The sequence below is a fragment of the Methylobacterium sp. J-030 genome (assembly GCF_022829545.1).
In the GTDB taxonomy this organism is placed as follows: domain Bacteria; phylum Pseudomonadota; class Alphaproteobacteria; order Rhizobiales; family Beijerinckiaceae; genus Methylobacterium.
In genome coordinates this window covers 1-12,496 of the sequence record NZ_JAKSYM010000227.1, presented here as the reverse complement: position 1 = coordinate 12,496, position 12,496 = coordinate 1, and the positions used below count along the sequence as shown (strand labels likewise).

General features: G+C 71.2%; 12 protein-coding genes. 8 read left to right on the top strand and 4 right to left on the bottom strand.

Translation table 11 applies throughout. From position 1 onward, the window contains the following. The first annotated feature begins 119 nt into the window (after nt 1-119). A complete protein-coding gene (locus MKK75_RS16885; RefSeq protein ID WP_244043748.1) occupies nt 120-743 on the top strand; it encodes a glutathione S-transferase N-terminal domain-containing protein in 624 nt (207 codons plus the stop codon). A 213-nt stretch (nt 744-956) separates the two neighbouring features. Continuing rightward, entirely contained in the window at nt 957-2,291 is a 1,335-nt protein-coding gene (locus MKK75_RS16880) for an MFS transporter (RefSeq protein WP_244043705.1), read from the top strand. Nucleotides 2,292-2,368: 77 nt separating this feature from the next. Here the strand turns inward: MKK75_RS16880 and oxlT are convergent, their stop codons facing one another. Next, entirely contained in the window at nt 2,369-3,652 is a 1,284-nt protein-coding gene (oxlT, locus tag MKK75_RS16875) for an oxalate/formate MFS antiporter (RefSeq protein WP_244043704.1), read from the bottom strand. Between the two features lie 282 nt (nt 3,653-3,934). On the opposite strand from oxlT, the gene MKK75_RS36120 reads away from it, so the two are divergent. From MKK75_RS36120 to MKK75_RS16855, 4 genes are all read left to right on the top strand, one after another. Next, nucleotides 3,935-4,399 (top strand): Tfp pilus assembly protein FimT/FimU, encoded by a 465-nt coding sequence (locus MKK75_RS36120; RefSeq protein WP_244043703.1) that lies wholly within the window; start codon nt 3,935-3,937, stop codon nt 4,397-4,399. Next, complete coding sequence (locus tag MKK75_RS36115; RefSeq protein WP_244043702.1) at nt 4,396-4,650, top strand: type II secretion system protein GspG; 255 nt, start codon at nt 4,396-4,398, stop codon at nt 4,648-4,650. Before MKK75_RS36120 ends, MKK75_RS36115 begins: the two co-directional genes overlap by 4 nt. 105 nt (nt 4,651-4,755) lie before the next feature. Next, nucleotides 4,756-6,372: an ABC transporter substrate-binding protein gene (locus MKK75_RS16860; RefSeq protein ID WP_244043701.1), complete on the top strand. Its 1,617-nt coding sequence runs from the start codon at nt 4,756-4,758 to the stop codon at nt 6,370-6,372. Between the two features lie 13 nt (nt 6,373-6,385). Next, on the top strand, nt 6,386-7,885 hold the full coding sequence (locus MKK75_RS16855) for a M81 family metallopeptidase (protein ID WP_244043700.1): 1,500 nt from the start codon (nt 6,386-6,388) through the stop codon (nt 7,883-7,885). 41 nt (nt 7,886-7,926) lie between these two features. Here the strand turns inward: MKK75_RS16855 and MKK75_RS16850 are convergent, their stop codons facing one another. Further along, the gene (locus MKK75_RS16850; RefSeq protein ID WP_244043699.1) at nt 7,927-8,457 is read right to left on the bottom strand and encodes a cupin domain-containing protein; all 531 of its coding nucleotides are present in this window, start codon (nt 8,455-8,457) and stop codon (nt 7,927-7,929) included. 78 nt (nt 8,458-8,535) lie between these two features. Beyond that, nucleotides 8,536-9,630, bottom strand: coding sequence for a helix-turn-helix domain-containing protein (locus MKK75_RS16845; RefSeq protein ID WP_244043698.1), 1,095 nt, complete (start codon nt 9,628-9,630; stop codon nt 8,536-8,538). 225 nt (nt 9,631-9,855) lie between these two features. Between MKK75_RS16845 and MKK75_RS16840 the strand changes: the two genes are divergently transcribed. Both MKK75_RS16840 and MKK75_RS16835 read left to right on the top strand, forming a co-directional pair. Continuing rightward, nucleotides 9,856-11,427: an ABC transporter substrate-binding protein gene (locus MKK75_RS16840; protein ID WP_244043697.1), complete on the top strand. Its 1,572-nt coding sequence runs from the start codon at nt 9,856-9,858 to the stop codon at nt 11,425-11,427. Nucleotides 11,428-11,588: 161 nt separating this feature from the next. Further along, a complete protein-coding gene (locus MKK75_RS16835; protein ID WP_244043696.1) occupies nt 11,589-12,050 on the top strand; it encodes a hypothetical protein in 462 nt (153 codons plus the stop codon). A 205-nt stretch (nt 12,051-12,255) separates the two neighbouring features. On the opposite strand, the gene MKK75_RS16830 is transcribed toward MKK75_RS16835, so the two are convergent. Next, the coding region (locus MKK75_RS16830; RefSeq protein ID WP_279593944.1) for a Holliday junction DNA helicase RuvB C-terminal domain-containing protein at nt 12,256-12,496 on the bottom strand (241 nt) is incomplete at its 5' end.

The following is a 12,496-nucleotide window of genomic DNA, read 5'->3' as shown; positions in this document are numbered from 1 at the left end:
CCGGGACGGGCTCAGACGGCAATCGGGTTGATGTTGACGTCCGTGGCGCCGGACGACGCGGACAGAGGACGCACACTGACGGAGACCGGAAACGTCGGGTCGACGGCGAGGGATCAGCCATCATGATCGAGCTGTACACGTGGGACACGCCAAACGGGCGCAAGATCAGCGTTGCGTTGGAGGAGATGGGTCTGCCCTATCGAGTGCGGACCGTCGACATCACCAACCGCCAGCAGTTCGATCCCGCATTTCTGGCGATCAGCCCCAACAACCGCATCCCCGCGATCGTCGACCCGGATGGGCCGGACGGCGCGCCACTATCGGTGTTCGAGTCGGGTGCGATCCTGCTTTATCTCGGCGAGAAGACCGGGCTGTTTCTGCCCGTCGACCGTCGGCAGCGCATAGCGGTGCTGGAATGGCTGATGTGGCAGATGGGCGGCTTCGGGCCGATGCCGGGGCAAGTCCACCACTTCCTCGGCGTGGCGGAGGCGGATCGGGCCTACGGGTTGGAGCGCTATCAGGCCGAGACGCGGCGGCTCTACGGCGTGCTGGATCGGCGGCTGGCGGCGGTCGAGTACGTGGCCGGCACGCTGTCGATTGCGGATTTCGCGATCTTGGGTTGGGCGTGGCGGCACGAACGCCATCGGATCGACCTCGGCGACTACCCCCACGTCCGGCGCTGGTACGAAGCGCTGATGCTTCGCCCGGGCGTCAAGCGCGGCTTCGAGATCGCCTTGCGGTGACGGGCCGAGAACGGAGGGGGCGAGACCTGCCATTCGCAGGCTTGGAGCGCGCTCCGAGAGACTTTAGATTGCCGGCAATGCGACACGCGGGTCGGTACCGCCGGGCCGCATGTCGCCTGTCACGCTAGCACCCGCGCCCGCACGGGGATTTTCCGGCCCCCGGCGCGTTCGAAGCGCGAGGGAGCGCGATGTTCCCGCCGTGGGAGGTACGGGATGGCGGCCACCGGCAGCGTCGCGGACGTACACCTCATCCCGGTCCTGTCCGAGGCCGAGCACCGCGCGCAGCTCCGCCGCGCGGTCATAGCCGGCACGATCGGCACGACGATCGAGTGGTACGACTTCTTCCTCTACAGCACCGTCACCGGCCTCGTTTTCGCCAAGCTGTACTTTCCGGGCTCGGATCCCCTCGGCGGAACCCTGGAGGCCTTCTCCGTCTACGCCCTCGGCTTCGTCGCCCGCCCAGTGGGGGCAGCCATCTTCGGCCACTACGGCGACCGCATCGGGCGCAAGTCGGCCCTGATCGCGACGCTCCTGCTGATGGGGCTCGCAACCTTCCTCGTGGCCTTCGTCCCGAGCTACGCCTCGATCGGCAACTGGGGGGCGATCATTCTGACGATCTTGCGGGTCGTTCAGGGGATCGGGGTCGGTGGCGAGTGGGGCGGCTCGGTCCTGATGGCGATGGAGTGGGCGCGCGGCAACGGGAACCGCGGCTTCATCGCCGCGTGGCTGCAGCTCGGCGTGCCGGCCGGGCTGTTCCTGGCCAACCTCGCCGTGCTCGCCTTCAGCGCGCTCTCCGGCGACCAGTTCCTCACGTGGGGATGGCGCATCCCGTTCGTCCTGAGCATCCTGCTCGTCGGCCTCGGCCTATGGATCCGGCTCGGCATCCAGGAGACCCCGGCCTTCCGCGCCGTGACGGCGGGGAAACAGGTCGAGAAGGCGCCGGTGAAAGAGGTCCTGCGCAGGCATCCGCGCGAGGTCGCTCTCACCGCGCTGGCCCGCCTGGGCGAGCAGGCCCCGTTCTACATCTTCACCGCCTTCGTGTTCGGCTACGGTGTGGGCGAGCTGAAGCTGTCGCGCGACCTGCTGATTAGCTCCGTCCTGGCCGCCTCGGCGGTCTCGCTGGTGATGATCCCGCTCGCCGGCTGGCTGTCCGACCGGTTCGGGCGCCGGCGGATCTACATGGCCGGAGCGGCGCTCACCGGCGTGTACGGCGTCGTCTACTTCATGCTGCTCGACACCCAGCGTCCGGCCCTGATCGTCCTTGCGATCGTGCTGTCGCTGGTGCCGCACGACATCATGTACGGCCCGCAGGCCGCGCTGATCGCCGAGTGCTTCCCCGGACGGCTGCGCTACAGCGGGGCTTCGCTCGGCTACCAGCTCGCCTCGATCCTGGCCGGGGGGCCGGCGCCGCTGATCGCCACCGCGCTGCTGGCGCGCACGCATTCCGGCTACGCCATCGCGGGCTTCATCGCCGCTTGCGCGGTGATCAGCCTGATCGCAACCGCGCTGCTCAAGGACGACACCAACCGCGCCCTCGACCCCGGCTGAAGCCGCCCCGACGCGGGCGACTTGCGTCGGGGCAGGCGTCCGCCGCCGGGCCGGTGACCGCGTCCGTGGAAACCGCCTCAGGGAGTCTGCGGGATGGGCCGTAGATCGCCGGGGGCGGCGGGCGTCGCATCGTGCGCGGCACGGTAGCGCCGTCGCGCCGGCAACAGGACGAGCCAGGCCAGAGTGGCCGTTACGACATCGAGGCCGATCGCGATCCCGAACACCGGCGCCCAACCACCGGCCGCGTCATGGACGAGTGCGGCGATCGGGCCGCCGAGCAGTGAGCCGACGCCCTGTGCCGTGTAGAGGAACCCGTAATTCGTCGTTGCATGCCGCGTGCCGAACGCATCGGTCAGCAGCGAGGGGAATAACGAGAAGATCTCGCCCCAGGCGAAGAACACCACGCCCGACAGCAGGGCGAAGGCGTAGGCGTTCTCCCGGAAATGCAGCAGCAGGGCGATTGCGCAGGCCTCCCCCAGGAAGGCGATCGTCATCGTCCGCTCGCGCCCGATGCGGTCGGAGACCCAGCCGAAGAACGGGCGGGTCAGGCCGTTGGTGATCCGGTCGAAGGTGAGCGCGAAGGGCAGCGCGGCCACGCCGAACACCACCGCGTCCGCGACGCCGAATTCTCGGGCGAAGGCGGCGAAGTTGGCGACCACCATCAGCCCGCCGGTCGACATCATCGTCATCATGGCGAACATCAGCCAGAACAGCGGCGTGCGCAGCATCGCCGCCGGAGCGGTGTCGGTCACCGCACCGACCACGCGCGTGCCGCCTGCGGTAACCTCACCCGCACGGGGCGCCCTCAGGCCCAACGCCGCCAGGACGCCGACCACGCTGAGGACGAGGCCGAACACGAACAGCGTGTGGCGGAAGCCCGACGCCGCGATCATATCGGTGATCGGGAACGTCGTGATCATCGCGCCCATGCCGTAGCCGGCCGCGACGAGTCCGGCCGCGAAGCCGCGTCGATCCGGGAACCAGCGGACCATGAGCCCGACGATCCCGACGTAGACGATGCCGGTGCCCAGACCACACAGCAGGCCGTAGGTGGCGTAGAGGCCGAGTAGCGTGTCGACGGCGGAGGCGGCGACCCAGCCGAGGCCGGAGAGGCCCGCGCCGAGCGCGATCATCAGTTTGGGGCTGAAGCGGTCGATCAGGTAGCCCTGCACCGGCGAGAAGAAGGTCTGGAGGACGATCACCGCCGTGAAGGTGACCTGCACGGCGGCCAGCGAGGCGTTCGTGGCCTCCTGGAACGGCTTGACGAACAGCGTCCAGACGTATTGCGGGCTGGAGATCGCCATCATGACGATGAGGCCGAGGGCGAGTTGCACCCAGCGGCTGCGGTCGGGCGTGTCCATGCGGCGGCTCCTGTCAGCCGATGGCGGTGCAAGTTCCGTGCGCCGCGCGCGCGGCCGGCTCAGCGCGACGCACAGCCACTGCGCGGCGGATGCTGCACGCCGATCCTGCCGGCCGGACAGAACCTGGACCCGCCGATCAGGGCGGCGGCACGGAAGTGCGTCGGTTGCGACGGATCCGGCCCCGTATCGCGTCGCCGGAAACCCAATCTTTACCATGATCCGGTCTGCCCGGCCGCGTCCGCGGAGCCGACAGAGGCACAGACGAGAGGACGCGTCGCGACAGTGCCGGCGGACGGATCGATCAGGAACGCGGCCGAGGACGCAGGCTTCACCCTCGTCGAGATGCTCGTGACCCTCGCGATCATCGGGCTGGCCGCCGGTCTCGCCGCCCAGTTCGCCGGCGGCTTCGATGCCGGGCGCCGCGCCGGACGCCTGTCCGGGATGATCGCCGCCGCGATCGGCCTCCTGCACGCGGAGGCCCTCCGCTCCGGGCGGACGACGCGCCTCGCCTTCGAGCCCGAATCGGGCCGGTTCCTCAGTTCCCGCGCGGGCGCCGCGCCGATCCCGACCGCGCCGCTCCCGATCCGCGTCGAGACCGCCGGGGCGGAGGCAGGCCTGCCGCCCGAGATCCGCTTCCTGCCGGATGGCGGATCCAGCGGCGGCCGCATCCTGATCGGACCGCCCGGGGGCGCAATCCTGTCGGTCGGCACCCTCACAGCCCGCGTGGACCGGGCGGTGATCCGGTGAGCGCCCGGGAGCCTTGCGGCGAGGCCGGATTCACGGTGGTCGAGGTGCTTGTCGCCTTCGCGGTCGCCGCCCTCGGGATCCTGCTCGCCCTGCAGATCGCGGGCGAGACCACGCGCGGCCTGACCGCCCCCTGGGGCCGGCCCTACCTGTACCGGTCGCCGGGCAGCCAGGGACCCTACGAGGTCTACTCCCTCGGCAGCGACGGTCAGGTCGGCGGCACGGGCGACGCCGCCGACAAGGCGAGCCCATGAGGACGGCCCTGGATTTGCCTCGCCGCCACCCCGGCGCCACTCTGCGGGGCGAGATGAGACGAAGGGCATGCGAATTCCGATGCTGATCAACCCGATCGGGTGCCCATGAGGCGCCGCGACGTCCTGGGAGGCTTGGCCGCCGCGTCCCTGACTCCCGCATCCTTGGCCACCGCGTCCTTGGCCACCGCGTCCTTGGCCCGCCCCGCCGTGGCCCAGCCCGCCAAGGTCCTGCGCTTCATCCCGGAGAGCGACGTCGCGGTCATTGATCCGGTCTGGACGACCGCGACCGTGACGCGCAACCACGGCTACCTCGTCTTCGACACTCTCTACGGCCAGACCGCGCGCTACGATTTCGAGCCGCAGATGGTGGCGGGGCACGCGGTCGAGGCGGAGGGCCGCCTCTGGCGGCTCACCCTGCGCGAGGGCCTGCGCTTCCACGACGGCGAGCCGGTTCTGGCGCGGGACGCGGTGGCGAGCATCCGCCGGTTCGCCGCCCGCGACGCCTTCGCCCGGGCGCTGATGGAGGCCACCGACGACCTCGCCGCCGCCTCCGACCGCGAGGTGGTGTTCCGCCTGAAGCGGCCCTTCCCGCTGCTGCCCGCGGCGCTCGGCAAGACCGGCACGTCGATGCCCTGCATCATGCCGGAGCGGCTGGCGAAGACCGATCCCAACGTTCAGGTCACCGAGATGGTCGGCTCCGGCCCGTTCCGCTTCAAGGCGGACGAGCGGGTCCCGGGGGCGCTCACCGTCTACGAGCGCTTCGCCGGCTACGTGCCGCGCCCGGACGGCACGGCGAGCTTCACCGCAGGGCCGAAGCACGCGCATGTCGACCGGGTCGAGTGGCGGATCGTGCCCGACGCCTCCACGGCGGCGAGCGCGCTGGCGGCGGGCGAGGTCGACTGGTGGCAGAACCCGACGCCGGACCTGCAGGGGCTGCTCCGGGCCAAGCCGGAGATCCGGCTGGAGGTGCTCGATCCGGCCGGCGGCATCGGCTGCCTGCGCTTCAACCACCTGCACCCGCCCTTCGACAACCCCGCGATCCGCCGGGCGCTGCTCGGCGCCATCGACCAGAGCGAATTCATGAGCGCGGTGGCGGGCGACGAGCGCGCCCTGTGGAAGGACCATGTCGGCGTCTTCAGCCCCGACGCGCCGATGGCGACGCGGGCGGGCACCGAGGTGCTGGTCGGCCCCCGCGACTTCGGCGCGGTGAAGCGCGCGCTCATTGAGGCGGGCTACCGGGGCGAGCGCGTGGTCATGCTCGATCCGACCGACTATCCCGCCACCCACCCGCTGGCCCTGGTGGCCGCCGAGGCGTTCCAGAAGAGCGGGCTGAATGTCGACGTCGTCGCGATGGACTGGGGCACCTTGGTGCAGCGCCGGGCGAGCCGCCAGCCCCCGGACACGGGCGGCTGGAGCACCTTCGTCACCTACCTGAACGGCACCAACAACTTCGATCCCGCCGGCCAGCTCGGCATCCGCGGCAACGGCAACCAGGCCTGGTTCGGCTGGCCCCGGGCGCCACGGCTGGAGGCGCTGCGCGCGCAATGGTTCGCCGCACCCGATCTGGCGGCCCAGACGGCGATCTGCGCCGAGATCCAGCGGCAGTTCTTCATCGACGTGCCGTACCTGCCGCTCGGCGCCTATTACGAGGCCACGGCCTATCGCGGGCTGACGGGCCTGCGCACCGGCTTCCCGCAATTCTACGACGTCCGGCCGGCCTGAGGAGACGAAGCCGATGCGCATCGCCGTGCTCCAGTTCACCCACGAGACCGTGACGTTCCTGCCGAACGACACGACCCGCGACGACTTCGTCTATCCGGGCTCCCCGGCGGGCGGCGCGGCGCTGCTCGCCACCGATCCGAAGGGCTACATGGGCGGCTTCGTCCAGGTCGCCCGGGAATACGCGGGGGTCGACCTCGTCGGCCTCACCTCCCCGCTCTGGCCGCGCACCGGCATCGGCTCGGGCTGGGTGACGCAGGACGCGTTCGCGCACTTCCTCGGCGCGATGCTGGCGGAACTGGAGGCGGGGGCGCCGTTCGACGGGGTCTACCTCGCGCTGCACGGGGCGATGGCGGTGCGCGGCGTGCAGCGGCCCGAGGCCGAGATCGCCCGGCGGGTGCGGGCGGTGGTGGGGCCGGGCGTGCCGATCGCCGCGACCTTCGATCCGCACGGCAACGAGGATGCCGAATTCCTGCGCCATGCCGACATGGCCTTCGCGGTGAAGTATTTTCCGCATTACGACATGCACCTCCAGGGGCAGCGCGCCGCGCGGATGCTGGTGCGGACGATCCGCGGCAGCTTCCGGCCGGCGCACCGCACGATCCCCATCCCGATCCTCGCCCCGACGGTGGTGATGTGGACCGGCGCCCCGCCCTGGTCTGACCTCGTCCAGCGCGCGCTGGTCTGGGAGGCGCGGGAGCCCGACGTCTTCGTCAACGTGTTCTTCGGCTTCCCCTGGTCGGACGTGCCGGATGCCGGCATGGCGGTTCAGGTCCTGACGAACGGCGATCCCGATCTCGCCGACCGGATCGCCCGCGACATGGCGGCCTGGACCTGGCGGCACCGGGCCGCCCTGGTGTCGAGCGTCGCGATCCACCCGATGCGGGACGGGGTCGCCCGGGCGGCCGAGGCCGTGCGCGCGGGCGCGGCGCCGGTCGTGCTCGCCGATTACAGCGACCGCTCGGGCCGGGCGACCTGGCTCCTCGCCGCGGTGGTGGCGCAGGGGCTGGAGCGTACGCTGATCGCCACAATCGCCTCGCCGGCGGTGCTGGACCGGCTGATGGCCGGGGGCGTGAAGGCCGGCGATCCGTTCGACGCGGAGGTCGGCGGCCCCGTGGGCGACGAGGCGGAGCCCTCCGCGGGCGCCCCGGTCCGCGTCACCGGGACGGTGCAGGCCGTCGTCGCCGGCACGACCGGCCGGGGCGCCGGCACCTGGCTCTGCGTCGCCTTCGGCCGGGGCAACCTGCTCGTCCTCAGCCCCTACCTCGTCCAGATCATGGAGCCGTCGGAACTCTGGGACCTCGGCCTGAAGCCGGAGGATTTCGACGTGGTGGCGATCAAGTCCCGGGTCCATTTCCGCCGGGGTTTCGACGACGGCGGCTCTGCGAAAACGATCCTGCTGGTCGAGCCGTCCGAGCCGTTCGTCGGGACGGTGCATCTCGACGCCCTCCCCTATCGGAACCTCAAGCCCGCCGACTTCTACCCCTACGGCGATCCCGCCTTCGACGCCGGGTAGCGGGTCGCCCGTCCCGGTTCATCGATCCAGTCTCCGGGCGATCACGGGTGCTTGTGGATCGGGTCGACCCAGTAGACCGTCTCGGGCGCCTCGGCGGCCGCGACGTCGGGCAGGTTGACCACCACCGCCTCGTTGTCCGAGCGCACCAGCACGCAGTGCAGGGGCTCGTCGGTCGAGGCGTTGATCTCCTGGTGCGGCACGAAGGGCGGCACGAAGATAAAATCGCCGGGGCCGGCCTCCGCGACGTATTCCAGCTGCTCGCCCCAGCGCATCCGCGCCCGGCCCGAGACCACGTAGATCACGCTCTCCAGCGCGCCGTGATGGTGGACGCCGGTCTTGGCGTCGGGCTGGATCGCCACCGTGCCGGCCCAGATCTTCTGCGCGCCGACCCGGGCGGCGTTGATCGCCGCCTGCCGGAACATGCCGGGCGTCTGGGCGGTGTTGGCGTCGAGCCGGTCGCCCGGGATCACCCGCACGCCGTCGTGCTTCCAGCGCTCGGAGGCGTCGTGGTGATGCCCGTGCGCCTGCGCAGGGTCGTGCGGATGGGTGTGCCGGTCGTCGCCGTCGTGCATGTCGAATCCTCTGGGGGCATCATCGCACGGCTTCGGCGCCCTGCGAAAAGCGCGCGTTGCGACGGGGCCGGACGGCGATCATTGCGGGATCGGCGGCGCGACGGCGAGCCCCGGCATCCTGTGCATCCGGGCGGGCCGCGGGTCGGCCACCACGAGGCGCCCCGAGAGATCGGGAGTGCCGAGGTTGTTGAACCACCGCCAGAACGGTCGCGGCGCGTCCTGCCCCTCGGACTTCGCCTGCGCCAGGGCGTGCGCCCGCCAAGCCCGCGGGGTGACGTCGAACCGCGCCCGGAAGCTGCGGCTGAAATGCGGCAGGCTCACGAACCCGTGATCATCTGCGAGTTGCGTGATGGTGCGCGGCTCGACCGGATCCGCGAGGGCGGCGCGCATGGCGAGGAGGCGCTGCTCGTACACGTAGCCCATCACCCCGCCACAGGGCGCGAACAGCCGGTAGAGCGACGTCCGCGAGATGCGCAACGCGGCCGCGATCCGCTCGGGCGTCAGGTCGGCCCGCCCCATGAGGCCGAGGATGACGCCCTCGGCCAGGGCGAGGAGGCCGCCATCGAGGTCCCGGCCGTCGAGGACATCGACCGCCCTGGACGGGTCGAGGATGCGCTGGAGGAACGCGATCAGGTCCGCCCGCAGCGCGGGAATCGCGGCGGCGTCGGTTTCCGGCAGGCGGCGATAGAGGGCCAGGATCCAGGCCGCCAGCAGGCGGTTGCGGGCCGCGTCGAAGCGCAGGCCGAGCGTTTCGAGATCGATCCCGTGCAGGAGGTTGCGCGGCACGACGAGGCCGATCGTGTCGGACGGCGCGAAGCGGACGTCGAGGGTCCGCCGCCGATCCGACAGGGCGACGGTTCCCGCGCCGAGGACGATCGGCTGCCCCTCGATCTCGCCGGCATAGCCGCCGGTGCGCCAGAGCTGGAACAGGATGTGGTCCGGCGTGCTGTCCACGCGCTTCCGGTCGCGCGTGACGTGCTGCCCGCTGAAGTAGGTGCGGTTGGCCAGCATGTCGCCGAGGAGATAGGCGACGGTCCGGCCCCCGGGGCGACGTCCGCGCCGCCGGCCGGGGCGGATATCGTACATGGGCGCCATGAGCCGGCGCCATGTCTCGAATCCTTCCTCCTCCGGCTGATCGCTCGTCGTATAGTAGAGGCGATGCAACCTTGACATGGCTAGAGGAAAGTCGAGGGCCGGCTCGAAGTCAAATCATAACGCTGAGCAGCGCATTTATGACGCAAGAAATAGGCTGGGATACTCCGTCTCCGGTGCGCACGGCGACACGACGGCATCCGGGACCGGGCGCGCGTCCGCCCGCATAGGTTGCATGGGCAAAGCTGCGCTCGTCGTCTGGTCCGGCGGTTGCTACGCTCGCGCCTCTCGGGCCCAGGAGCACGGATGAAGCGTCGCACATTCCTCGCCGCGGGGGCCGCGGCCCTGGCAGCCCCCAGGATCGGCCGGGCCCAGGGCGACCGGGTCCTGCGCATGGTGCCCCAGGCGAACGTGACGTCGATCGACCCGATCTGGACGACGGCGATCGTGACGCGCAACCACGCCTACGTGATCTACGACACGCTGTTCGGCCTCGACGCCGACCTGCAGCCCCGGCCGCAGATGGCCGCCGGCCACCGGGTCGAGGACGACGGGCGCCGGGTCACCATCACCCTGCGCGAGGGCCTGCGCTTCCACGACGGCACGCCGGTCCTGGCCCGGGACTGCGTCGCCAGCATCCGGCGCTGGGCCGCGCGGAACGGGTTCGGCCAGGTGCTGATGGCGGCGACCGACGAGCTGAGCGCCGACGGCGATTCCACGATCGTGTTCCGGCTCAAGCAACCGTTCCCGCTGCTTCCGAACGCGCTGGCGAGCGTGAGCCAGCCGCCGTTCATCATGCCCGAGCGGATCGCCCGCACCGACCCGTTCAAGCAGATCACGGACGCCACCGGCTCCGGCCCGTTCCGCTGGAAGGCCGACGAATTCAACTCCGGCAGCCTGATGGTCTACGAGCGGCACACCGGCTACGTGCCCGCCCCCGGCGCGCCGAGCCTGACCGCCGGCGGCAAGGTCGCGCATTTCGACCGGATCGAGTGGCAGATCATCGCGGACGGCGCGACCGCGGCCGCTGCGCTCCAGAACGGCGAGATCGACTGGTACGAGCAGCCCCCGCCCGAGCTGCAGCAGTTGCTCGCCCGCAACCGCGACATCGTGGTGGAGGGCCTCGACCGGCTGACCAACCCCGCCATCCTGCGCATGAACCACCTGCACCCGCCCTTCGACGACGTCGCGGTGCGCCGGGCGGTGCTGCCGGCCATCCTCCAGAGCGACTTCATGGCGGCGGTCGCGGGCGACGACCCGGCCAACTACAACGACCGCTGCGGGATCTTCACGCCGGGCACGCCGATGGCGACCGAGGCGGGTCTCGACGCGCTCACGGGCCCGCGCAGCCTCGACAAGGCCAAGGTCCTCCTGAAGGCGGCGGGCTACGACGGCGCGAAAATCCGGCTGATCGGCCCGACCGACATCCTGGCGCCCTCGGCGATCACCCAAGTGGCGGCCGATCTCCTGCCGCGGATCGGCTTCAACGTGGACACGGCGCTGAGCGACTGGGGCACCGTGATCCAGCGGCGGGTCTCGCGCGAGCCGGTCGACAAGGGCGGCTGGTCGGTGCTGCTGACCACGTTCTCGTCCTTCGACAACGCCGACCCGGCCGCGCTGCAGCCGCTCCGGGCGAACGGCACCAACGCGTGGTTCGGCTGGCCGACGATCCCGAAGCTGGAGGCCTTGCGTACCGCGTGGTTCGCCGCCCCCGACGAGGCGGCGCGCAAGGCGATCTGCGCCGACATGCAGCGGGTCGCGCTCGACGAGGTGGTCTACGTGCCGGTCGGCTCCTATCGGTCGATGACCTCCTACCGGCGCAACCTCACGGGCCGAGTCGTGGGATTTCCGATCCTCTGGAACATCCGGAAGGCGTGACCGGAGCCTCCGATGCCGGCCGCGGCGATGGGTCGTCCGGCGGGGTCTTTGACGGATAGCGGCTCCTGCCGCACACTCGGCACGCCGACGACAGGCCTGCGCGATCCGGTTCCCCGCGCCGCGGGCGACCGGTGGTTGAGGCACCACTCCGGGAGGGACCTGTGCGCGCTGATATCCCGCTCGACGCCGCCACCGGCCGGGGAGCAAGTCTGCCGCGGCCGGGTCGCACCGCGCTCGTCCTGCTGACGGTCGCGGCGCTCGCGATTGCGGGGGCGGCAGCGGCCCGGGCGCCCGTGACGCGCCTCGATCCCGACCTCGTCCGGGTGATCCGCTTCATGGCGGTGATCAAAGGTGGGCTGGCACTTGCTGCGGTCGCGGCCTGCTTCTGGCGCCTGGCCCGGCCCGCCGGCCCGTGGCGAACGGCGATCTACGTCGTCGGACCGCCCGCGATGGCGGGGGCCTCCATCGCCCTCGGCGCAGTGCTGAGCCCCGCGCTCGCGGCGGCGGCCCTGCATCTCGGCCTGCTCGCGGTGGTGGCGGCCGCGCTGACCGATCGCGATTTCATCCCCGACCTGCCGCAGCGTCGGTGGGCTCGCGCAAAAGCACCCAGCAAGAGGCGTTAGGCGCACCTCCTTTCCCGGGCGCATGCAGCGAATGCGGAATGCAACCCGGGATCCAGCGGACAACGTCGCGAAGCGTCTACCGGCAGCAAACTGTGCCGCTGCGCGGTGCTTCGCCCCCGGATCACCTTCCACTTGCGTTCCAGGCGTCCGGGAAACGGGCGCGCCGCATGAAGCCGGGATGACGATACCGCGGGCAGGTCCCGCCTCACGCGGCCGCCTCGGTCCGGTCGGGCACGGCCATCCCCAGGTGCCTGTAGGCATGGGGAGTGAGCACCCGCCCGCGGGGGGTGCGCTGCACGAAGCCACGCTGGATCAGGTAGGGCTCGATGATGTCCTCGATCGCGTCCCGCGGCTCCGACAGCGCCGCCCCGATCGTCTCGATCCCCACCGGCCCGCCCCCGAACGAGCCCGCGATCAGGCGCAGGTACTTGCGGTCCATCACGTCG